This is a genomic window from Streptomyces sp. SID13031 (assembly GCF_010548305.1).
In the GTDB taxonomy this organism is placed as follows: domain Bacteria; phylum Actinomycetota; class Actinomycetes; order Propionibacteriales; family Kribbellaceae; genus Kribbella.
Genome location: NZ_JAAGLV010000006.1, coordinates 12,261 through 32,967, shown reverse-complemented (window position 1 = coordinate 32,967; position 20,707 = coordinate 12,261). Strand labels below are relative to the sequence as shown.

General features: G+C 67.3%; 25 protein-coding genes and 2 pseudogenes. 20 read left to right on the top strand and 7 right to left on the bottom strand.

Translation table 11 applies throughout. The features are described 5' to 3' along the window. The first annotated feature begins 149 nt into the window (after positions 1–149). Positions 150–1,313 (top strand): SPFH domain-containing protein, encoded by a 1,164-nt coding sequence (locus tag G3I17_RS13940; protein WP_164596443.1) that lies wholly within the window; start codon positions 150–152, stop codon positions 1,311–1,313. A gap of 121 nt (positions 1,314–1,434) precedes the next feature. Continuing rightward, on the top strand, positions 1,435–2,181 hold the full coding sequence (locus G3I17_RS13935; RefSeq protein WP_164596442.1) for a sulfite exporter TauE/SafE family protein: 747 nt from the start codon (positions 1,435–1,437) through the stop codon (positions 2,179–2,181). Here G3I17_RS13935 and G3I17_RS13930 read toward each other — a convergent pair. Continuing rightward, a complete protein-coding gene (locus G3I17_RS13930) occupies positions 2,165–2,827 on the bottom strand; it encodes a TetR/AcrR family transcriptional regulator (protein WP_164596441.1) in 663 nt (220 codons plus the stop codon). The genes G3I17_RS13935 and G3I17_RS13930 overlap by 17 nt on opposite strands. Before the next feature lie 86 nt (positions 2,828–2,913). Here G3I17_RS13930 and G3I17_RS13925 point away from each other — a divergent pair, with 86 nt between their 5' ends. Further along, entirely contained in the window at positions 2,914–3,867 is a 954-nt protein-coding gene (locus G3I17_RS13925; RefSeq protein WP_164596440.1) for a zinc-binding dehydrogenase, read from the top strand. Between the two features lie 49 nt (positions 3,868–3,916). Continuing rightward, on the top strand, positions 3,917–4,348 hold the full coding sequence (locus G3I17_RS13920) for an organic hydroperoxide resistance protein (protein ID WP_164596439.1): 432 nt from the start codon (positions 3,917–3,919) through the stop codon (positions 4,346–4,348). A 110-nt stretch (positions 4,349–4,458) separates the two neighbouring features. Here G3I17_RS13920 and G3I17_RS13915 read toward each other — a convergent pair whose 3' ends face one another. The 3 genes from G3I17_RS13915 to G3I17_RS13905 are packed head-to-tail and all read right to left on the bottom strand — an operon-like array spanning position 4,459 to position 6,175. Then, positions 4,459–5,328, bottom strand: coding sequence for a helix-turn-helix transcriptional regulator (locus G3I17_RS13915; protein WP_343238299.1), 870 nt, complete (start codon positions 5,326–5,328; stop codon positions 4,459–4,461). Between the two features lie 20 nt (positions 5,329–5,348). Further along, positions 5,349–5,882, bottom strand: coding sequence for a YbaK/EbsC family protein (locus G3I17_RS13910; RefSeq protein WP_164596438.1), 534 nt, complete (start codon positions 5,880–5,882; stop codon positions 5,349–5,351). Further along, positions 5,879–6,175 (bottom strand): GNAT family N-acetyltransferase, encoded by a 297-nt coding sequence (locus G3I17_RS13905; protein WP_164596437.1) that lies wholly within the window; start codon positions 6,173–6,175, stop codon positions 5,879–5,881. The genes G3I17_RS13910 and G3I17_RS13905 overlap by 4 nt, the downstream gene beginning before the upstream one ends. A 68-nt stretch (positions 6,176–6,243) precedes the next feature. Here G3I17_RS13905 and G3I17_RS13900 point away from each other — a divergent pair. From G3I17_RS13900 to G3I17_RS13880, 5 genes and pseudogenes are all read left to right on the top strand, one after another. Continuing rightward, positions 6,244–6,426, top strand: a pseudogene (locus tag G3I17_RS13900) (MFS transporter); the annotation flags it as partial. Between the two features lie 98 nt (positions 6,427–6,524). Further along, positions 6,525–6,719 (top strand): hypothetical protein, encoded by a 195-nt coding sequence (locus tag G3I17_RS40715; protein WP_343238298.1) that lies wholly within the window; start codon positions 6,525–6,527, stop codon positions 6,717–6,719. Positions 6,720–6,740: 21 nt separating this feature from the next. Further along, on the top strand, positions 6,741–7,040 hold the full coding sequence (locus tag G3I17_RS13890; protein ID WP_164596436.1) for an Imm74 family immunity protein: 300 nt from the start codon (positions 6,741–6,743) through the stop codon (positions 7,038–7,040). Positions 7,041–7,084: 44 nt separating this feature from the next. After that, positions 7,085–8,557 carry a cobyric acid synthase gene (locus G3I17_RS13885; protein WP_164596435.1) on the top strand — a complete coding sequence of 491 codons (1,473 nt, stop codon included), beginning with the start codon at positions 7,085–7,087 and terminating at the stop codon, positions 8,555–8,557. Positions 8,558–8,572: 15 nt separating this feature from the next. Continuing rightward, the gene (locus tag G3I17_RS13880; protein ID WP_164596434.1) at positions 8,573–9,136 is read left to right on the top strand and encodes a DinB family protein; all 564 of its coding nucleotides are present in this window, start codon (positions 8,573–8,575) and stop codon (positions 9,134–9,136) included. 15 nt (positions 9,137–9,151) lie between these two features. Here G3I17_RS13880 and G3I17_RS13875 read toward each other — a convergent pair whose 3' ends face one another. Continuing rightward, positions 9,152–9,838, bottom strand: a complete 687-nt coding sequence (locus G3I17_RS13875) for an SDR family NAD(P)-dependent oxidoreductase (RefSeq protein ID WP_164596433.1) — start codon at positions 9,836–9,838, stop codon at positions 9,152–9,154. A 15-nt stretch (positions 9,839–9,853) separates the two neighbouring features. Then, positions 9,854–10,651 (bottom strand): annotated as a pseudogene (locus tag G3I17_RS13870) (NAD(P)H-binding protein); the annotation flags it as partial. Between G3I17_RS13870 and G3I17_RS13865 the strand changes: the two are divergent. From G3I17_RS13865 to G3I17_RS13820, 11 genes are all read left to right on the top strand, one after another. Further along, the gene (locus tag G3I17_RS13865) at positions 10,602–11,384 is read left to right on the top strand and encodes a LysR substrate-binding domain-containing protein (protein ID WP_164596431.1); all 783 of its coding nucleotides are present in this window, start codon (positions 10,602–10,604) and stop codon (positions 11,382–11,384) included. The pseudogene G3I17_RS13870 and the gene G3I17_RS13865 overlap by 50 nt on opposite strands. A gap of 22 nt (positions 11,385–11,406) precedes the next feature. Beyond that, entirely contained in the window at positions 11,407–12,330 is a 924-nt protein-coding gene (gene sigJ, locus G3I17_RS13860) for an RNA polymerase sigma factor SigJ (RefSeq protein WP_343238297.1), read from the top strand. A 15-nt stretch (positions 12,331–12,345) separates the two neighbouring features. Next, positions 12,346–13,089 carry an NAD(P)H-binding protein gene (locus tag G3I17_RS13855; protein WP_164596430.1) on the top strand — a complete coding sequence of 248 codons (744 nt, stop codon included), beginning with the start codon at positions 12,346–12,348 and terminating at the stop codon, positions 13,087–13,089. Next, complete coding sequence (locus tag G3I17_RS41625) at positions 13,086–13,220, top strand: hypothetical protein (protein ID WP_275402462.1); 135 nt, start codon at positions 13,086–13,088, stop codon at positions 13,218–13,220. The genes G3I17_RS13855 and G3I17_RS41625 overlap by 4 nt, the downstream gene beginning before the upstream one ends. Positions 13,221–13,259: 39 nt before the next feature. Further along, positions 13,260–14,384, top strand: a complete 1,125-nt coding sequence (locus tag G3I17_RS13850; RefSeq protein ID WP_275402461.1) for a CaiB/BaiF CoA-transferase family protein — start codon at positions 13,260–13,262, stop codon at positions 14,382–14,384. Positions 14,385–14,448: 64 nt separating this feature from the next. Then, the gene (locus G3I17_RS13845) at positions 14,449–15,591 is read left to right on the top strand and encodes an acyl-CoA dehydrogenase family protein (protein WP_164596428.1); all 1,143 of its coding nucleotides are present in this window, start codon (positions 14,449–14,451) and stop codon (positions 15,589–15,591) included. A 76-nt stretch (positions 15,592–15,667) separates the two neighbouring features. Next, entirely contained in the window at positions 15,668–17,116 is a 1,449-nt protein-coding gene (locus G3I17_RS13840) for an ATP-binding protein (RefSeq protein ID WP_164596427.1), read from the top strand. 201 nt (positions 17,117–17,317) lie between these two features. Then, a complete protein-coding gene (locus G3I17_RS13835; protein WP_164596426.1) occupies positions 17,318–17,914 on the top strand; it encodes a molybdopterin-dependent oxidoreductase in 597 nt (198 codons plus the stop codon). Continuing rightward, positions 17,884–18,639: a ferredoxin reductase gene (locus tag G3I17_RS13830; RefSeq protein WP_164596425.1), complete on the top strand. Its 756-nt coding sequence runs from the start codon at positions 17,884–17,886 to the stop codon at positions 18,637–18,639. Before G3I17_RS13835 ends, G3I17_RS13830 begins: the two co-directional genes overlap by 31 nt. Then, entirely contained in the window at positions 18,636–18,911 is a 276-nt protein-coding gene (locus tag G3I17_RS13825) for a DUF6510 family protein (protein WP_164596424.1), read from the top strand. Before G3I17_RS13830 ends, G3I17_RS13825 begins: the two co-directional genes overlap by 4 nt. A 78-nt stretch (positions 18,912–18,989) precedes the next feature. Then, positions 18,990–19,460 (top strand): hypothetical protein, encoded by a 471-nt coding sequence (locus G3I17_RS13820; protein ID WP_164596423.1) that lies wholly within the window; start codon positions 18,990–18,992, stop codon positions 19,458–19,460. Positions 19,461–19,512: 52 nt separating this feature from the next. Here G3I17_RS13820 and G3I17_RS13815 read toward each other — a convergent pair whose 3' ends face one another. Then, the gene (locus G3I17_RS13815; protein WP_164596422.1) at positions 19,513–20,643 is read right to left on the bottom strand and encodes an alpha/beta hydrolase; all 1,131 of its coding nucleotides are present in this window, start codon (positions 20,641–20,643) and stop codon (positions 19,513–19,515) included. Positions 20,644–20,707: the final 64 nt, after the last annotated feature.

Genomic DNA, 20,707 nt, shown 5'->3' with positions numbered 1-20,707 from the left:
TCGCCTCGAAGTACTGTCGGAAGTACGGACATCGTTGCCAGCGACACCCCACCTGAAGGGTTCCCGGATCGTGAGGGAACCGTTGCCTCGGGTGGCCCGTCGATAGGAAAGACTGTCCGTCCTGAGGGTTCTTCGAGTGGGAGGGTCACGTGACCGCGTTCCTCATAGTGCTGGCATTGGTCGCCTTACTGGTGGTCGTCACACTGATCAAGTCAGTCCGGGTCGTGCAACAGCAGACCGTGGGCATCGTGGAACGGTTCGGGAAGTTCAAGGTCGGCTTGCAGCCCGGCCTGAACCTGCTGACCCCGTTCGTCGACAAGGTCCGCTACACCATCGACATGCGTGAGCAGGTGGTCGCGTTCCCGCCGCAGGGCGTCATCACCGAGGACAACCTGATGGTGTCGATCGACTCCGTCATCTACTTCCAGGTCAACGACCCGGTGCGGGCGACCTACGAGATCTCCAACTACATCCAGGCGATCGAGCAGCTCACCATGACCACGCTGCGAAACATCATCGGTGGCATGGACCTCGAGCAGACGCTGACGTCGCGCGAGGAGATCAACGAGAAGCTGCGGTACGTCCTGGACGAGGCGACCGGCAAGTGGGGCATCCGGGTCAACCGGGTCGAGCTCCGCTCGATCGACCCGCCGCCGTCGATCCAGGACTCGATGGAGAAGCAGATGCGCGCGGACCGCGACAAGCGCGCCGCGATCCTGACCGCCGAGGGTATGCGCCAGTCGGCCGTCCTGTCGGCCGAGGGCCAGAAGCAGTCCGCGATCCTCACCGCGCAGGGTGACCGGGAGTCCCGGATCCTGCGCGCGCAGGCCGAGCGGGAGGCCCGGATCCTGAAGGCACAGGGTGAGGCGCAGGCCATCACCACCGTCTTCAACGCGATCCACGCCGGCAAGCCCGACCAGGGTCTGCTCGCGTACCAGTACCTGCAGATGCTGCCGTCGATCGCTCAAGGCGACTCGAACAAGCTGTGGATCATCCCGAGCGAGATCGGCAAGGCGATGGAGGGCCTCGGCAGCGCCGTCGGCCAGATCGCCGGGATCACCCAGAAGGCCGAGGGTCCGTTCCCGGAGCCCGACCTGGGCAGCTCGCAGGCGGTGGAGGTCGACAGCGGTCTCGGTTCGGCGGCAACGCCGGACGCTGCAGTGGCCGAGGCGGACAACGCAGTACAGGAAGCCATCGCGGCCGCGCAGAACGCGGCAGTCGGCAACCGCGCCCAGCAGGCAGCACCGCCGGCGGTCACGTCGGCTCCCGTGCAGACCTCACCGGTGCAGGACGGCCCTCCGCAGGAGCGCTGACAAATCAGTACTACGGATTAACACACGGCCCGGCTCATAGAGCTGGGCCGTGTGACGTTTCCCGCCCACGAACCGGACTGGTGAACTGAAACGTCCGTCCGGTGCGTAGAGTCTTGCGACGATGACATGGTTCGAGGCGCTGTTCGTCCTGGTGGCGGGAATGGGCGCGGGCACGATCAACGCGGTGGTGGGTTCGGGCACGCTGCTGACCTTCCCCGCGTTGCTTGCCGTCGGCCTGCCGCCGATCCTGGCCAACGTCAGCAACAACATCGGCCTCTCACCCGGTACCGCGGCCGGCGCGATCGGCTACCGTCGCGAACTCGAAGGCCAGCGTGGCCGGCTGCTACGGCTGATCCCGGCCTCGCTCGTCGGCGGCATCGTCGGCGCCGTCCTGTTGCTCAAGCTCCCCGGTTCGGCCTTCAAGGCCGTCGTCCCCGGGCTGATCCTGCTCGGCTGTCTCCTGGTCGCCCTGCAACCGTGGCTCTCGAAGCGCATCAGCCTCCCGGCGCACACCCATCGCGGCGCCTGGTGGGTGATACCGGCCGTCTTCCTGACCGGGGTCTACGGCGGGTACTTCGGTGCTGCCCAAGGCGTGCTGCTGATGGCGATCCTCGGCATCGGCATGGACGCGAACCTGCAACGGATGAACGGCCTGAAGAACGTTCTCGCCACGGTCGTCAACGGCGTCGCCGCGATTTTGTTCATCATCGTGGCGGACGTCGACTGGCTGGCGGCCGGGCTGATCGCGGTCGGCTCGACGATCGGTGGTTTCGTCGGCGCCCGCTACGGCCGCAAGCTGCCGCCGACGGGCCTGCGTGTGCTCATCGTCGTGATCGGCGTCGTCGCCATCGTCACGATGGTCTTCTGACCTCGAGCCCGGCCAGCAACACGTCCAGCCCGTAGTCGAACTGGTCGTCGCCACCTGTCGTCCGGGCCAGTTCGTGAGCGAGCTCCACGACCGTCGGGAACTCGTGCGACGACAGCGACTCCATCGTCGTCCGCAACCGGCGCCAGGCCTCGGGGTCACGGCGCTCGGCCGCCATCTGGATCTCCCAGGACGTCGCGCCGAGCACATAGGTGAACAGCGTGGTGTGCGTGCGGGCCGCGGACTCGGCGTCGAACCCGGCGGACCGCAGGACGCCGAGCAGGCCCTCGGCCACCCGGGCGGTCTCGTGGCCGCTCAGCGGGCGGCTCGCGAGTAGTTGCGCAAGGCAAGGATGCTGCAGCATCAGGGCGCGGAGGCCACGGCAGACGGCGCGGACCTGGTCCGGCCACGGTACGTCGGCCGGGACGCCGGGCACGAGCGCCATCAGGTGGTCGCGGACGGCGTCGTACAGGTCATCCTTGTTACGGAAATAGGTGTAGAGCGCCATCGGGCCGACACCCAGCTCACCCGCCAGACCGCGCAGGCTGAAGGCATCGGTGCCGTTGGCCTCCATCAGGTTGAGCGCGGTCTGCACGATCAGGTCGGGGCTGAGCGTGTTCCGCGGCGTCCTGGTCCGGCTGGCTGGCATCGGCCTGTCTCCCATCTCACACGTGTGAACCTATAACGTACGGTGTATAGTACAGCGTAGAGGAAGCAACCGGAAGGAGCGCGAAGGTGCGAGCGGTACAGATCAGTGAGTTCGGTGGACCAGAGGTTCTGCAGGTGGTGGAGATCGCGGATCCGGTGGCAGGTGACGGCCAGGTCCTGATCACCGTCGACCGGGCCGGCGTCAACTACGCCGACACCCACCAAGTCGAGAACAGTTACCTGTCGAAGGCCAAACTGCCGCTGACGCCGGGTGGTGAGGTCGTCGGTCACACCCAGGACGGCCGCCGGGTCGTCGCGCTGGTCGGTACGGGCGGGTATGCGGAGAAGGCGGTGGCCCACGGGCTGGCGACGTTCGACGTACCGGAAGGCGTCAGTGACGCCGACGCGCTCGCCCTGATCGTGCAGGGCACGAGCGCCTGGCACCTGCTGAAGACCTCGACGAACCTGCAGCCGGGGGAGTCCGTGCTGATCCACGCCGGTGCCGGTGGGGTCGGTTCGCTCGCCATCCAGCTCGCGAAGCTGTGGGGTGCCGGACGCGTCATCGCGACCGCCTCCACCGAGGAGAAGCGCAAGCAGATCCTGGACCTCGGTGCGGACGTCGCGATCGACGGCGACCCCGAGGGCCTGAAGGACCGGATCATCGAGGCGAACGACGGCAAGCCCGTCGACATCGTGCTCGAGATGGTCGGCGGCAAGACCTTCGACGAGTCGTTCGACGCGCTGGCCACCTTCGGCCGGCTGTCCACCTTCGGCGCCGCGTCGCGTCAGCAGGCCGAGCCGATCGCGCCGGGCCGCTTGATGAAGGGCTCGAAGACCATCGCCGGTTTCTGGCTGGCGGACTGCTTCAAGGTTCCCGGCATGATCGGCGACCCGCTTACGGAGTTGTTCGGTCTGGTCCAGGAGGGCAAGCTGCGGCCGATCCTCGGTGGCGACTACGCCCTGTCCGAGATCACCACCGCCCACGAAGACATGCGGGCCCGCCGGACCGTCGGCAAGCTCGTTCTCGACCCCACTCGCTGAACACACCAGCTAGCCAACCCCCTCTTTCATCTTTTAAGGAGTCATAGAAATGACCATCGCAGTCGAGAAGGTTCTCTACACCGCCCGCGCCACCGCCGAAGGCGCCCGGCAGGGTCACACCGCGAGCGATGACGGCAAGCTGGACGTCACCCTCGCGCCGCCGAAGGAGATGGGTGGCAACGGTGAGGGCACGAACCCGGAGCAGTTGTTCGCTGCCGGTTACGCCTCCTGCTTCCACAGCGCGATGAAGTCGGTCGCCCGGCTGACCAAGCAGGACACGGCCGGCTCCACGGTCACCGCAGCCGTCGGCATCGGCCCGATCAACGGCGGCGCCGGCTACGGCCTCGAGGTCGAGCTGATCGTCAGCCTGCCGACCCTCGACCGCGCGGAGGCCGAGGCGCTGGTCGCCAAGGCCCACGAGGTCTGCCCGTACTCGAACGCCACCCGCGGCAACATCAAGGTCGACCTCAGCGTCGCCTGATCCCCCGGTCCCGCATTTCGGCGGTTAACCGCCAGCCTCGTGGGTTGTCACCCCTGATTACGGGGTGACAACCCACCACCTCGGCGGTTAACCGCCGAAATGGGGGGGGCTCAGGACATTCGCTCGAGGGCTTCTGCGAGTAGGGACTGGGTGGCGCTGACTGGTGCTGCTGCGATTGTCAGGGCTTCCATGATTGCGGCGTACTCGTCGAGGTCTTCGAGTTTGTCCAGGTAGAGGGCGCTTGCCGCGTGCTCGATGTAGACGACGTCCGGCAGATCCCCTTCCGGGAACCGCAGGATGCTGAACGCGCCGCCGGCGTCGGGGTAACCGACGCTGCTGAACGGCATGATCTGCAGCGTGACGTTCGGCCGCTGCGAGGCCTCGATCAGGTGCTCGATCTGCTCGCGCATCGTCACCCGGCCACCGACTGGCCGGTGCAGCGCGGCCTCGTCGAGCACGATCCACAAGCGGGCCGGATCGGGCCGGGTCAGGATCTGTTGCCGGGTCACCCGCAGTGCCACCCGCTGGTTGATCTCCTCGGCCGGCAGGTAGGACTTGCCGAGCTGGACGACGGCCCGGGCGTAGTCCTCGGTCTGCAGCAGCCCGGGGACGAAGAGCAGCTCGTAGGTCCGGATCAGCTTGGCCGCGACCTCGAGCCCGACGTAGTTGCTGAACCAGCTCGGCATCACGTCGCCGTACCGCGACCACCAGCCGGGGTTGTTCGCTGCGCGGGCGAGCTCCATCAGCCGCTCGCGTTCCTGCGGGTCCTTCATCTCGTACAGGTCGAGCAGGTCGTTCACATCGCGTTCCTTGAACCCGACCCGGCCGAGTTCCATCCGGCTGACCTTGGACTCCGAGGCGCGGATCTGCCAGCCGGCGTCGGCGCGGCTGATCCCCGCGGCCTCACGCATCCGGCGCAGATGTCCGCCGAGCATGATGCGAAGCGCGGTCGGTCCACCCTCACCACCGGCCACCGTCACCCCAGCATGCTAGCGGGAGATCAAGCGGGAGTGGCGAGTTCGAGCGCCGTGGCGGACGGAAGCTTGGCCAGGTCGGCGCCGTCGACGAGCAACTTGGAGCCTCGGATGCCGCTGCCGATGACGACCAGCCCGGCCTGCGCCACTGCCTCGTCAACAAGGACCGGCCAGGCCGCCGGTACGCCGATGGGCGTGATGCCGCCGTACTCCATCCCGGTTGAGCCGACCGCGTCGTCCTGCGCCGCGAACGAGATCTTCCGGACGCCGAGGTGCTTGCGGACGATGCCGTTCACGTCGGCCCGGTGGGTGGCGAGCACCATCACGGCGGCGTACGTCGACTCGCCGGCGCGCTTGCCGTGCACGATCACGCAGTTCGCCGACGCGGCCATCGGTACGTCGTACTCCGCGCAGAAAGCGGCCGTGTCGGCCAGTGTCGGGTCGATCGCGACGGCCCACGCAGGCAGGTCGCCGAGCGCCGCGCGGACCGGCTCGGCCAGTAGCTCCGGTACTTCGGAAGCCGCTCGCCAGTCGAGCTTGCCGAGGACGGGTGCCGTCACTGCGAGTCGTCCACGAGGTCGGCGTACTCGGTGTGCTTCTTCAGGAAGTCCTGGTAGTACGGGCAGGCCGGCCGGATCCGCAGCCCCGCGTCGCGAGCGTCGTCGAGCGACTTGCGCGCAATCTTGCTCGCCACGCCCTGGCCCTGGTACTCCGGCAGCGTCTCGGCGTGCCGGAAGGAGATCACCTCGCCGGCCAGCTTGTAGTCGACGAACCCCATCAAGTTGCCAGCGGCATCGCGCGCCTCGTACCGGTTCACGTCCTTGGCGTCCGTGATCGCGATCTCGTTCTCCATGCGAGCCACTGTATCCAGCCGGCCGAAGCACACTTCCGGGCGGTGGGTTTGAGCACGGTGACTGCGCCGGCAGGGGCATCGGCGGTGAGTACGCCGCGATCAACTCCGCGATCGACGAGCTGATCCCGTCGAAGTACCGGGGTCGCGTCGACATCAGCGTGAACGGCACCTACTGGGCCGGCGCGCTGATCGGCTCCGCGGTCGGCCTGGTCTTCCTCGACAAGGACATCATCCCGGTCGGGGTCAGGTTGCCTCCGGAGTCCTCAGCTCGGGCAGCTCCCTCGACTTCGCAGATCTCAACGGAGACGGCCGCGACGACTACCTCCTGGTCAACAACACTTCGGGCGCGGTGACCGCGTACCTCAACGGCGGGCTCGGCCCCAAGAACCAGAACGCCACGTGGCACCCCCGAGGACAGGTCGCGTCCGGAGGTGGCGCTTCCGGCGCGATGGTCCGGTTCGCCGATCTGAACGGCGACCACCGAGACGATTACGCCATGCTGAACAACATCGGCGCCGTCAATTTGTACGTGAACGGCTGCTAGAAGTGTCCTAGGAGCCCACGGGTGTTCCCGGCCGATCGTCTGGCCGAGCACACCCGCACGGGCTCCGGCCGGTCGGCAGAAGGGTGCGCTGTGGAGATCGTGGATGCGGCCCGAGGTCACCTGCAACTCGAGCTCAAGGGTCGTACAGCCACGGTCTACGGCGAGTTCATCGCGGTCGGCGACGTCGACTACTACATCGATCGAGCATCGATCACCCGATGGGACGACGGCCCCCCGATGTCGATCGCCGATCAGGAGTTCATCGTCCAGAAACTGCCCGAAGTCGCAACCCGCTCCGGCTTGCGACTGGTCATCGACTGACCCGAGCAGACTCAGGAGCGGACGCAGAACACTACGATCACCCCGTGGGTTCACTTCTGGTCGCCGGTACGACGTCCGACGCGGGCAAGACGACCGTCGTGACCGGGCTCTGCCGATGGCTCGCGCGCCAAGGCGTTCGCGTCGCACCGTACAAGGCACAGAATATGTCGAACAACTCGATGGTCTGCGCCGACGGTGCCGAGATCGGTCGCGCCCAATGGATCCAGGCAGTGGCCGCCGGCGCCGAGCCCGAGGCCGCGATGAACCCGGTGCTGCTCAAACCCGGCAGCGACCGCCGAAGCCACGTAGTACTGATGGGGGAGCCGTGGGGCGAGCTGACCGCTCGGGGCTTCCTCACCGAACGCGCCGAGCTGGCTAAGGCGGCCTTCGCGGCGTATGACGATCTCGCCTCGCGCTACGACGTGGTGATCAGCGAAGGTGCGGGCAGTCCCACCGAGATCAACCTGCGCCAGTCGGACTACGTGAACATGGGTCTCGCCCAGCACACCCGGGCGCCGGTGGTGGTTGTCGGGGACATCGATCGCGGTGGGGTGTTCGCCTCGATGTTCGGCACGGTCGCTTTGCTCGACGCCGCCGACCAGCGGTTGATCAGCGGGTTCGTCGTCAACAAGTTCCGCGGCGACGTGAGTCTGCTCCAGCCCGGGATCGACATGTTGAGCTCAGTGACCGGGCGGCCGACGTACGGCGTACTGCCGTGGCTGCCCGGTCTTTGGCTCGACTCCGAGGATGCGCTCGACGTACCGGCCCGACGCGCGGCAGGGGAGTCGGAGGTGCTCACGATCGCGGTGGTGCGGTTCCCGCGGATCAGCAACTTCACCGACCTCGACGCGCTCGCCGTCGAGCCGACCACGAGCGTCTTCTTCACCGCGAGCCCGGCGGAGGTCCGCGATGCCGACCTCGTCGTACTACCGGGCTCGCGCGCGACGACCGCGGACCTCGCCTGGCTCCGCTCGACCGGCCTGGCCGACGCGGTGACCGCGCGTGTGGCTGCCGGGCGACTCGTGCTCGGGATCTGCGGCGGCTATCAACTGCTCGGCGGCGCGATCTCGGACCCTGCGGGCGTCGAGGGCGGCGGCTCGCACACGGGCTTGGAGCTGTTGCCGGTGGCAACAACCTTCGGCACCGAGAAGGTGCTCGCGCGACCGGCGCCCACGGCGTACGAGATCCATCATGGCGTCGTCAGCGTGACGGGTTCGGCCGCGGAGTTCCCGGGCGGCTGCCGCTCCGGCGTCGTCTGGGGGACCATCTGGCACGGTCTGTTCGACGACGACACCGCCCGGCACGCGTTTTTGACCGAGGTCGCCGGGCTGACCGGCAAACCGGCTCCCGATGGGGCTGTCTCCTTCGCAGCCCAACGCGAAGCCCGCCTCGATCTGCTGGCCGACGCCATCGACGAGCACCTCGACACTGCTGCCCTGCTGTCCCTGATCGAGTCGGGCTCGCCCGGCGGTCTTGCGTTCATCCCGCCGGGCGCTCCGAAACTGTCGGCGGGCTGATCTACGGTCGTCTCCGTGGACCTCAAGGCAGAGCTACACCAAAAACTCCAGGAGACTCGCGCCGTCCTGCTGCGCAAGCTCGAAGGCCTCAGCGAGTACGACCGGCGCCGCCCGCTCGTCCCGTCCGGCACGAACCTGCTCGGTCTGGTCAAGCACCTGGCCGGCCTCGAATACACCTACCTGGGTGAATGCCTCGGCCGTGTCCCTCCGGAAAAACTCGCCTGGGTCGAGGACGAGACCATCTGGGACGGCGCCGACATGTGGGCCCTCCCCACCGAGACGAGCGACTACCTGATCGCCCTGTACCAACGCGCCTGCGCCTTCGCCGACGAGACGATCACCTCGCTCGACCTGGACGCCCCCGGCTCAGTAGCCCACTGGCCCGAAGGCGCCCGCACGACAACCCTCGGCATCCTCCTGATCCGGATGGTCGACGAAACCGCCCACCACGCCGGCCACGCCGACATCATCCGGGAACTGATCGACGGCACCGGCGGCCCCGACGCCGACATGCTCGACGGACCAGGCTGGACCGAGTACTACACCACCCTCCAACAGGCCGCCGATACCTTCAAATAACACGTTGAGAGACCTCTACCAGGGGACGGTTTCGCCTTGGTAGTCGAGGAATTGGAGGCCGGGGGTTCCTGCCTGGGCGTTGATGGTGGCGGCGACGCCGGGGATGCTCTCATCGATGGTGAGGAGGGCGCCAGGACCGCCGAGGTCGGTCTTGACCCAGCCGGGGTTGAGGAGCAGCAGGGTGTGCGCGTCGTCGGCGTACCGGGCGGCGTAGCAGCGCATCAGCTGGTTGAGCGCGGACTTGCTGGCGCGGTAGGCGTCCTGGCCGCCGTTGGTGTTCATGGTCAGGCTGCCCTGGCGGGACGACATCACGCCGATCGTGCCCTTGGGGGCAACGAGTGAGCGCAGGGTCTCGATCACGCGCAGCGGGCTGAGCGCGTTGGTGACCATGACCTCGGTGAACATCTCGGTCGGGACCTCGGCGATCGGGAGGTTGCCCTTGGTGACGCCGGCTTTGACGAAGAGCAGATCGATGGTGCGAGCTGCCAGTCGGTCGTGCAATGCGGAGATCTGGTCGGGTTCGGTGATGTCGAGCGACTCGACGACGAGCCGTCCGTCGGAGGTGTCAGCCAGCGTGTGGAGTTCGGCGCGGTCGTCGCCGCGGACCGTTCCGATCACATCCCAGCCGAGCCGAAGGTATTCAGCGGCGAGCGCGAGACCGAGAGCGCGGGAAGCGCCGACGATGAGTGCAGTTTGAGTCACGGGTTCTCCAGAGGATCAGGCGTTGACGGCGGGCTTGAGAACTTGCTCGCACCACTGCCGGAAGGTGGTCGGGGTAGAGGTCTGCGGCGTCCGGGCGATGCCGTCGTCGAGGCCTTCGTCCTTGGCGCGCATCATGTCGACCATGCCGCCGACGAAGGCGTCGCTGAGGCCGAAGCTCGTCAGCCTGGCGGCGAGGGCATCGAGGGGCTCGCGTTCGTAGCGGACCGGTCGGCCGAGGACATCCGACATGATCCGGGCCATGTCGTTGGCCGACAGATCCTCCGGGCCGAGGACGGGGACGGTGCCGGTTCCGGTCCATGACCGGTCGATCAGCAACCCGGCTGCGACGGCGGCGATGTCGCTCGTGGACGCCGCCGGAGCCCGACGGTCCCCGGCGACGGTGTCGGTGAAGACGCCGTTGTCGCGGATCGAGGTGAGTTGGCGCAGCAGGTTGTCCATGAACGACGGGTTGGCGAGTGCGCGGTAGGCAACGCCGGTACTACCGATGAGGTCGTCCATCGCAAGCGACGCCGTGACGAGCCCGGCGCTCCCGGCGACCGGCGTACCGCGACCGAGAGCCGAGACACCGACGACGTGGTTGACGCCAGCGGTGGCGAACGCGTCCGCAGCGGCCCGGGTGAACCCGGAGAACGCGGCCTGCAGACTCGCCGACTGACTGTCCGGTGGGACGATCCAGAAGACCGCGTCGGCGTCGGCGAACGCCTTGCCGACGATCTCGGGATCGCCGTGGGATCCGGTCACGATGTCGACGCGTCCGCGGACCGCGTCGGGGAGTTTGGCGGGGTCGCGCACGAAGCTCTACATCGCCCAGCCCGTGCTGAGCCGGCAGATCCGTTCGCTGGAACGCGATCTCGGCTGCGACCTGTTCGTCCGGACGACCCGCAGTGTGCAGTTGACGCCAGCCGGGGAGCAGTTGCGGCAAGAGGCGCGTGGAGTGTTCGCGAGTGTGGACTCCGCCGTCCGGCGGGTGCACGAGATCGATCGCGGGGTGCAGCGGATCGTGGTCGGCTTCGCGTCCGGGCTGCACGTGTCGGAGGTCGTGCTCGCGTTCGCGGCGAAGTACCCGGAGATCGAAGTCGATGTGCTCAGCCTGAACTGGTGGGAGCAGGACGCGCCGCTTCGCGACGGCAGGGCTGACGTCGGCTATCTGCGCGGCGCGTTCGACCGTACTGAGATGCATATCGTCCCGATCGGCAGTGAGCAGCGGGTCGCCTGTATGCCGGTGACACATCGACTGGCCGAGCGCGAGACGCTGGTGCTCGCCGACCTCGACGGCGAGACGGTGATGAACTCGCTGCCGCGCCGGATGGCCTCGCTGGAGGAGAAGTTCGAGGCGATCGCCTCCGGCCAGGGCATCGCCTTGGTGCCCGAGACCGTGGCCGGGATGTATCCGCGTGCCGACCTGGTCTACCTGCCCATCCTGGACAACGACCCGGACGAGACCTGCCTGGCCGTGCCGATGAACCGCCGGACAGAGCGGCTGCTCGACTTCCTCGACCTGGCGACCACGACTCTGCGCGCCTGAGGCAGCCTGCGAAGATGGCCGGGTGAGTTCTTCGGCGGAGCAACTGGAGGTGTTTCAGGAGCATCGCGGGCGGATGTTCGGGATCGCCTACCGGATGCTCGGGTTGGCGGTCGAGGCCGATGAGGTGCTCCAGGATGCCTGGCTGCGGTGGCAGTCGGTTGATCATCGGAGCGTCAAAGAGCCTGGCGCCTTCCTCGCCAAGACCGTCACCAACCTCTGTCTCAACCAGCTCACCTCCGCCCGCGCCCGCCGCGAGACGTATGTCGGCGAATGGCTTCCCGAGCCGATCCTCACCGGCGGCAAGCTCGACGATCTCGGACCGCTGGATGAGGTCGCCCAGCGCGAGTCGGTCTCGTTCGCCCTGCTCACCCTGCTCGAGAAGCTCACTCCCGCTGAGCGCGCGGCATACGTCCTGCGCGAAGCCTTCGCCTACTCGCACCGCGAAGTCGCCGAGCTGATCGGTACGACGGAAGCCAACGCCCGCCAACTCCATTCACGAGCCCGCAAACGGGTCGGCGCCGACCGGGAGTCGCGCCCGGTCGACCCCGGTCAATGGCGTGCTCTGGTCGAGCGGTTCCTGGCTGCTGCTCAGCTGGGCGACATCGGCGGCCTCGAAACGATGCTCGCCGCTGAGGTGGTGTCCCGCGCCGACAGCGGCGGCAAGGTCAACGCGGCCCGGAACCCGGTCATCGGCCGGGATCGTGTCGCGCGGTACCTGATCGGCGTACTGGAACGCTTCGGCGCCGGCATCCTCCCGTACTTCGGCCACGCGAACGGTGCGCCCGCCATCGTTGCCGTCGGCCCCGATGGCGTCCGGGCAGTCGTCTTCCTGACCTTCGACGGCGACGAACTGACCAGCCTCGAGCTGGCGATGAACCCCGACAAGCTCAGCCGCGTCGACGAGCAGCTGTCACGAATCGGCGGGGTATCCGGTCTGGGCTGGTGACCGAAAGGACACAGCATGCGAACCATCCTCGTCACCGGCGGTACCGGTACCCTCGGCCGCCCGACGACCGCACGCCTACGAGCGGCCGGCCATGATGTCCGCGTCCTCAGCAGGCGGCGCGGCCCGGGCCTGACCACTGGCGACCTGACCAAAGGCATCGGCCTGCGCGAGGCGCTGAACGGCGTCGACACCGTGCTCCACCTCGCCACCAGCCTCGGACGCGCCGACGTCACGCAGACCCAGCACCTGATCGAGAGCCTGCGCCCGTCCGGCGTCGAGCACCTGATCGTCATCTCGATCGTCGGCATCGACCAGATCCCGATGCCGTACTACCGCGCCAAACTGGAGACCGAGCGACTCGTCCAGGAGTCCGCGATCCCGTACTCCCTCCTTCGCGCGACCCAGTTCCATCACCTGATCGACCAGGTGCTCACCGCCCAGCGCTTCCTGCCGCTCCTGCTCACCCCGTCGGTCAGGCTGCAATCCATCGCCGTCGAGGACGTCGCCACCCGCCTCACCGAACTCGCCGCTGCGCATCCGGCCGGCCGAGTCCCCGACATCGGTGGCCCAGAGCAACGACCCCTGGTCGACTTCGCGCGAGCCTGGAAGCAGGCGGCCGGCTCCCATCGCCCAATCGTCCCAGTTCGCCTGCCAGGCAAGGCGTTCCGAGCCTTCGCGAGGGGAGCCGCGCTGACCGACGGTACGCCGTACGGGCAGAAAACCTTTGCCGACTTCCTCGCCGCTGGGGTGGAGGGATGAGCGCCCGAGGATGGCTTCGAGGTGCCTCGCCGACCTGGTCGACGGTTCTGCTGACCTTCACCATCTTGGAGGTGGTGCTCCCGCTCGCGTTGATCCCCGCCGCGCTCAGGAGGCCGCGCGCCGGACGGTGACTTGACGACTGTGACAGTACTACTGTCACAATGGTCCGTATGGGTCCACTGAGCGGGGTGAAGGTCGTCGAGCTGGCCGGGATCGGGCCGGCGCCGTTCGCCTGCATGATGCTGGCCGAGCTCGGCGCCGAGGTGCTGCGGATCGAGCGCCCGGGCGGCGGTCTCGCGATGGGGCCACCCGAGCTGGAGTTGCTCAACCGGGGTCGCCGCAACGTCGTCCTCAACCTGAAGAGCCCGGCCGCGATCGACACCGTCCTGCAGTTGATCGCGGGTGCCGACGTACTGATCGAGGGCTTCCGTCCTGGCGTGGCCGAGCGACTCGGCCTCGGCCCCGATGCCTGCCACGAGGTCAACCCCAAGCTGGTCTACGGCCGGATGACCGGCTGGGGGCAGGACGGTCCGCTGGCTCAGTCGGCCGGGCATGACATCGACTACCTCGCGCTGTCCGGCGCCCTTCACCTGATCGGCCGCGCCGGTGGCCCGCCGCAGGTGCCCGCCAACTTGCTGGGCGACTTCGCAGGTGGCTCGCTGTACCTGGTGGTCGGCGTACTGGCCGCGCTGTTCGAGGCGCGGGGGAGTGGCCGCGGGCAGGTGGTCGACGCGGCGATCGTGGATGGCTCCGCGCACCTCACCACGATTCTGCTCGGCGCTCTGGCTGGCGGCAGTTGGAAGCAGGAGCGCGGCACCAATCTGCTCGACACCGGCGCGCCGTTCTACGACGTCTATGAGACTTCGGATGGCGAATACATGGCCGTCGGTGCGATCGAGCCGCAGTTCTATGACGAGCTGATCAGGTTGCTCGGCGTCGAGGGGCCTGACCGGTACGACCTGGCGAGCTGGCCCGCGCTGCGCAAACTCCTGGCCGAGACGTTCGCTCAACGGACCCAGGCGGAGTGGGCAGCGATCTTCGACGGTACCGACGCCTGCGTCTCGCCGGTCCTCCCGATGGCCGGCGATCATCCCCATTTAGTTGCCAGAGGCACCTTCGTCGACAAGGACGGCGTCCGGCAGCCGGCGCCCGCGCCACGCTTCTCCCGCACTCCGACGACGCTCGGCCAGCCCCCGGCCCGTCCCGGCCAGCACACCCGCGAAGCCCTGGCCGACTGGGGAGTGAGCGACATCGACGCGCTGCTCGCCTCTGGTGCCGCCGTCCAAGCCGACTGACCAAGCCGACTGACCAAACTCGCCGCCGCCGTTCAAGCCGACCAAGCACCTCAGGAGACCGCCCGTGGAACGTCACCTCTTCGACGCCGATCACGATGCCTTCCGCGAGACCGCGCGCGCGTTCTGCGAGAAGGAGATCGCGCCGCACCACGACAGCTGGGAGGAGGCCGGCATCGTCCCGCGCGAGCTGTGGACCGCGGCCGGCTCGGCCGGGTTGCTCGGCTTCATGATTCCCGAGCAGTACGGCGGTGGTGGTGCGCGCGACTTCCGCTTCAACGCCGTGGTGATCGAGGAGGTGACCAAAGCACGCGCGAGCGGCCCCGGGTTCACGATCCACGCCGATCTCGTTTCGTCGTACCTGCTGGACTATGCGACCGAGGAGCAGAAGGCGCGGTGGCTGCCCAAGTTCTGCTCCGGCGAGATGATCACCGCGATCGCGATGACCGAACCGGGCGCCGGCAGCGACCTGCAGGGCATCACCACGACGGCCAAGCGCGACGGCGACGACTACATCCTGAAGGGCCAGAAGACCTTCATCTCCAACGGCATCCTCGCCGACCTGGTGATCGTCGTCGCCAAGACCGACCCCGAGGCCGGCTACCAGGGCATCTCGCTGCTCGTCGTCGAGCGCGGGATGGAAGGCTTCGAACGCGGCCGCAACCTGGAGAAGATCGGCCTGAAAGCCCAGGACACCGCCGAACTCTTCTTCGACAACGTCCGCGTCCCCGCCACCAACCTGCTCGGCGAAGAAGGCAAAGGCTTCATCTACCTGATGGAGAAGCTCCCGCAGGAGCGCCTGACGATCGCGGTCGTCGCGGCCGCCGCCTGCGAATCCATTCTCGCCGGCACCCTCCAGTACGTGAAGGAACGCAAGGCTTTCGGTCGCCCCATCGGCGCCTTCCAGAACACCCGCTTCGTCCTCGCCGAACTAGCCACCGAAACCCAGATAGCCAGAGTCTTCGTAGACCGCTGTATCGAAGAACTCAACACCCAAACCCTGACCGTCTCCGACGCGGCGATGGCCAAGTGGTGGACCACCGAACTCCAGAAAAAGGTCGTCGACAAGTGCCTCCAACTCTACGGCGGCTACGGCTTCATGACCGAGTACCCGATCGCCAAGGCCTACCTGGACACCCGGATCCAAACCATCTACGGCGGCACCACCGAAATCATGAAGGAAATCATCGGCCGCACGATGGGCATCTGACGCGAGTATTGCCTGAGTGACGCCAACTAGGTAGATTGGATCTATGTAGATTCAATCTACCTAGCGAGGATTACTCTTGTCAGATTTCATCGGCCGTCGGATCGAACTCGGTCTGCTGGGCAAGCGACTGCAGAGGATTACCTCGACCGGCCAAGGGACTGCGGTAGCGGTGCGAGGTCGGCGGCAGGTCGGCAAGTCGCGCCTCGTACAGGAGTTCTGTAATCAGGCTGCGGTTCCGTACCTCTTCTCGACTGCGACCAAAGGCGCATCGCCGGTGGAGGCGGTGCAGACCCTCCTCGCGGATCTGAAGGATTCGACGCTGCCGGCTGATGGTGAGCTGATTCCTGGGCTGACCAGCGGAAACTGGCCCGACGCTTTCAAGGTTCTCGCTGCAGCGCTTCCCTCGAGTCCGAGCATCGTGGTTCTGGACGAGGTGCCGTGGCTGGCCGAGCAAGATGCGCTGTTCGACGGGGCCCTACAGACGGCTTGGGACAGGCTGCTGTCCTCGAAGCCCCTCCTCCTTCTGCTGCTCGGCAGCGACCTTCACATGATGGAGCGTCTGACGGCCTACGACCGCCCGTTCTTCGGTCGAGCTGACAACCTCGTCCTAGGACCGTTGAATCCAGCCGACGCAGGTTCTGCCGTAGGTATGCAGGGCGCGGATGCGATCGACGTACACCTGGTATCCGGTGGTCTGCCAGGCATCTTGCGCACCTGGCCGCACGGTATGCCTGCATTGGACTTCCTGCGGACCGAGTCGGCTGATCCGGCCGCAGCTCTCTTCAGTGTTCCGGAGACGGCTCTGCTGGCTGAGTTCCCGACGCCGGATCTGGCCCGGCGGGTTCTCGAGGCGGTCGGTGCCGGCGACCGGACCCATCCCAACATCGCTGCCGCGGCCGGTAGTCGTGACGGTGGGTTGCCATCGGGCACGCTGTCGCCCCTCCTGCAGCGGTTGACCAGGGAGAAGCAGGTCCTGGCGATCGATGAGCCACTGTCGACGGTAGCCGGCAAACCCGCCCTGTACCGCGTTGCCGACAGCAACCTCCGCCTGTACCTGGGGGTACTGAGGTCGGTCCATGAACAAGCGCGCCGTGGCCGGCCCGAGGCTGGATTCCGGGTGATCGAGCGTCGATGGGCAACCTGGCGAGGTCGTGCGGTCGAACCGATGGTTCGAGAGTCGCTGGAGTTGGCCGGGCTGGCCGGCGCCCTTCCTTGGCCGGAGGTCGAGACTGTCGGCGGATGGTGGAATCGTCAGTTTGATCCGGAGGTCGACCTGGTAGGCGCCGATCGCGCTCCGATTGCCACCAGGCTGGCTTTCGCGGGCTCGGTGAAGTGGTTGAGCAGCCCGTTCGACGGACATGACCTCAACGGACTGCGCCGGGCCGTCACCGCGATTCCCGGCTTCGACCCGGTGGTGGCCGGCTTGGTTGTCGCATCGCTGAGCGGGGTGGCGCCTGGCGTCGACCTGCGGCCTGACGAGCTGCTGTGGACCCCCGCGGATGTCGTTGGCGCCTGGCGGGGGTGACCTCAGAATGACGAACAACCCGGCCGAGAACGCCGAGCGATGCTGCATACCCTCGCGGCCGTCGGGCAGCCGCCGCAAACTCCACAGGAGTGGCTGAAGGCCATCGCCGCCGACCCGCGGAAATCAGCCCCGACCACGCCGTGATCGTGGTGGTTTCGTGGTTGACTGCCGGGAGTGGTTTCAGCTTGGAGGAGGTTCCCGATGGACGTTGTGTCGCCGGGGTTCACCGGCCGTCGCCGAGGTAGTAGTGATCTGCCGCCGGGGCAGTATCTGACGCACGAGTTCCCGGTTCTGTCGGCGGGACCGACGCCGCGGATCCAGCCGGAGCACTGGGAGTTCACCGTCGCCAACGAGGCGGGCGAGGTCACCCGCTGGGACTGGTCGGCGTTCACGAAGCTGCCGAGCGAGACGATCACCAAGGACCTGCACTGCGTGACCAGGTGGTCGAAGCTGGGGACGGAGTGGAAGGGCGTCTCGCTGGACGTCCTGCTGGCCGACATCGAGACCGGCGCCGACTTCGTGATGGTGCACAGCTACGGCGGCTACACGACCAACCTGCCGCTCGAAGACCTGCTCGACGGCCAGGCGTGGATCGCCTACGAGTACGACGGTGAGCCGCTGGCCCCGGAGCACGGTGGCCCGGCCCGGTTGCTGGTGCCACACCTGTACCTGTGGAAGAGCGCCAAGTGGGTGCGCGGGATGATCCTGTCGGACACCGAGGACCTGGGCTTCTGGGAGACCGCCGGCTATCACGAGTACGGAGACCCATGGAAAGAACAGCGATACGCCGGCGACTGACCTGGCAGGTCGGCACCGTCACCGAAGTGCGCGAGGAGACGTCGACCGCCCGGACCGTGGTTCTCGACGTACCGGACTGGCCGGGTCATCTCGCCGGGCAGCACCTGGACGTCCGGCTGACCGCGCCCGACGGGTATCGCGCCTCCCGCTCGTACTCGATCGCCTCGGCGTGGACCGGGTCGACCATCGAGCTGACCGTCGAGCAGGTGCCCGACGGTGAGGTCTCGCCGTACCTGGTCGACGTGCTCAAAGTCGGCGACCCGCTCGAGGTGCGCGGCCCGGTCGGCGGCTGGTTCGTCTGGAAACCCGAGCAAGAGGGCCCGATCCAGCTGATCGGCGGTGGCTCGGGCGTCGTACCGCTGATGGCGATGCTCCGCGCCCACGCGGCCGCCGCGAGCACGACACCGGCCAAACTCCTGTACTCCGTCCGCAGGCCGGCGTCGGTGATCTACGTGGACGGCTTGAAGGAGATCGCGGGGTCCGAGGACGTCGAGATCACCTTCCTCTACACCCGTGAGGCGCCACCGGGGGAGAAACGCTCCCCGGCTCGCGTCGACGCGGAGCTGCTGAGGTCGGTGACCTTCCAGCCGGAAGACGCACCGACCACCTATGTCTGCGGTCCGACCCCGTTCGTCGAAGCGGTGGCAGACCTGCTCGTCGCGGCCGGGCACGACCCGGCCAGGGTAAGAACCGAACGCTTCGGACCGACAGGAGGACCGCGATGACCGCGGATGTTCCGACCCACTTGGATGGCAATGCTGCAGCGGGAGCGCTCCGCGAGGTCTTCGCCGTCGACATCACCGCTGCGGTCGGCCAGTGCGCCGGCTGCGGCCAGACTGGCGTGTTCGCCGAGACCCGCGTCTACCTGGACGCCCCCGGCCTGGTCGCCCGCTGCTCTGGCTGCGACGGCGTCCTCCTCCGGGTCGTCACCACCCCCACCGACACCTATCTGGATCTCCGCGGCCTCACCTATCTGCGCTTCTCCACCCCGAGCTGACGCAAATTGCAGGAAGTGACATTGCGCTGAGGTCGAATTTGCCCGACTTTGGGCTTTTTTGCTCCTAGCATCCGGCCCATGGAGATTCCTGGGCTGGGGGCGGTCGTCGAGGACGACGCCTTCGAGGGTTATCGCAGCAAGGCCGTCCCGGTCGGCGTGCTGGGTGGCCTCGAGTGTGAGTTCGTCGTACAGGGCTATGACGAGGAAGAGGATCAGGAGGATTTCCATGCGGCGATCCGGACGTTCCTCAGCCTCGGGCCAAGCGCGCTGACCGAGGCGGCGCCCGCGGTCTACGCGTACTACCTGCGGGCGCGGCGTGAGCCCGGTGGCGACTTGGGCGTCAAGATCAACGGTCCGGACGACGTGCTCGAGTACGTCAACCTGGGTACCGAGGCCGAGGTCCTCCGCAACGACGACGGCGACGGGCGGATCTATGTGTCGCTGGAGTGCGGTTGCGACTGGGAGCCCGAGCAAGGCCTGCAACTGGTCTTCCGCGACGGCGCCTGCGTGACCAGAGTCGGCCCGTACGACGGCGAGCTCACCGACTGACACCACCGACCGGCCCGGTCCACCCGGGCATGGGCGGACCGGGCCGGCGGCGTTATGGGAGGTCCTGGTGGACGTCGATCGTCGAGAAGGCCCCCAGGGGTTTGATGCTTCCGCTGAGGATTGAGTTGCTGCGGGTGTCGCCGAGCAGATAGCGGCGGAAGAACGCGGACAGGTAAGTGGTGGAGACCAGCCGCTGCTGGGTCTCGGTCAACTGCTTGTCGGCACGCTGGCGATCATCATTCGCGCTGCAGTGACCGGGGGACGGCCGATCGGGCGATTCCGCGTCGTCGTAGGCGCCGACCTGGCCACTCGAAGGCGACCACTGGGTGTTGTAGAAGTCGTGGTTCGCGCCGTGTACGTAGAACTCGTAGTACGGCGCCTTGTTGTGCGCGCCGAGATACGCGAGATGCCCGTCGACGGCGCGATCGCAGCTCCCGACGAGGGAGGCGACCGGGATATTGGTGATCCGGTAGTTGTCGTACTCCGCGTTGTCCGGGTTGTCGTCCGGAGCGTAGGGCTCGGCGGCCGCGAGCGGGACGACCGCCTTGATCTTCACGCCGGCCGGCCAGTTCTTCTGGTTCACGTCGGCTGCCTCGAGCAACGTGCCGCGGCCACCCCGCGAGTGGCCCATCAACCCGACATTGGTCAGATCAGCGTGTCCACGGAAGTCGATCGGCTGGCCATGATCCTTCAGCTTGCCGGCCAGCGGCCCGGACCCGTGCGCGGACAATTGCTGCCAGATGGCGAGGTGCTGGTTGATCAGCGACGCCCGGGCGGCGTCCTGCTCCTGACCGATCAAGTCGATCGTGCTGTTGGCGTCGATCGAAACCACGATCATGCCCTGCGCCGCGAGCGCCTTCCCGAGATAGTCGTAGCCAACATAGCTGGGGATCTCCGGTGTGCCTGCCGCGCACGGCTGGACGGACAGCTTGTCGTAGTCCTGCTCGTCCCAGGCTTTCGGATCCGCGCAGGTGATCCAGAGGCCGTGCGACATCAGCGCGACCGGATACTTGTGACCGGCGAGATCCTTCGGGTAGTGCACGACGGCGGTCAGCTCGTTGCCGAGGCTGTACGACGTACTGCCGATCGGATGGAGGGTGGAGGCTTGGGCGGTGGATGCCGTCGGCACCAGGACCGCGCCGGTCAGGGCGAGTGCGGCGACTACGGTCAGCAGTTTCCTCATACTGCTGCCACGCGCCGCTCAGCCGGCTGGTTGTCAGCCGGGATGTCCCAGAATGTCCCAGAAT

Coding starts and splice junctions, on each gene's coding strand:
- G3I17_RS13920 (WP_164596439.1), top strand. CDS start 3,917: ATGACCATCGCAGTCGAGAAGGTTCTCTACACCGCCCGCGCCACCGCC.
- G3I17_RS13820 (WP_164596423.1), top strand. CDS start 18,990: ATGGAGATTCCTGGGCTGGGGGCGGTCGTCGAGGACGACGCCTTCGAG.
- G3I17_RS13865 (WP_164596431.1), top strand. CDS start 10,602: ATGTCGACGCGTCCGCGGACCGCGTCGGGGAGTTTGGCGGGGTCGCGC.
- G3I17_RS13850 (WP_275402461.1), top strand. CDS start 13,260: ATGGGTCCACTGAGCGGGGTGAAGGTCGTCGAGCTGGCCGGGATCGGG.
- G3I17_RS13935 (WP_164596442.1), top strand. CDS start 1,435: ATGACATGGTTCGAGGCGCTGTTCGTCCTGGTGGCGGGAATGGGCGCG.
- G3I17_RS13830 (WP_164596425.1), top strand. CDS start 17,884: ATGGAAAGAACAGCGATACGCCGGCGACTGACCTGGCAGGTCGGCACC.
- G3I17_RS13855 (WP_164596430.1), top strand. CDS start 12,346: ATGCGAACCATCCTCGTCACCGGCGGTACCGGTACCCTCGGCCGCCCG.
- G3I17_RS41625 (WP_275402462.1), top strand. CDS start 13,086: ATGAGCGCCCGAGGATGGCTTCGAGGTGCCTCGCCGACCTGGTCGACG.
- G3I17_RS13825 (WP_164596424.1), top strand. CDS start 18,636: ATGACCGCGGATGTTCCGACCCACTTGGATGGCAATGCTGCAGCGGGA.
- G3I17_RS13835 (WP_164596426.1), top strand. CDS start 17,318: ATGGACGTTGTGTCGCCGGGGTTCACCGGCCGTCGCCGAGGTAGTAGT.
- G3I17_RS13815 (WP_164596422.1), bottom strand. CDS start 20,643: ATGAGGAAACTGCTGACCGTAGTCGCCGCACTCGCCCTGACCGGCGCG.
- G3I17_RS13905 (WP_164596437.1), bottom strand. CDS start 6,175: ATGGAGAACGAGATCGCGATCACGGACGCCAAGGACGTGAACCGGTAC.
- G3I17_RS13930 (WP_164596441.1), bottom strand. CDS start 2,827: ATGCCAGCCAGCCGGACCAGGACGCCGCGGAACACGCTCAGCCCCGAC.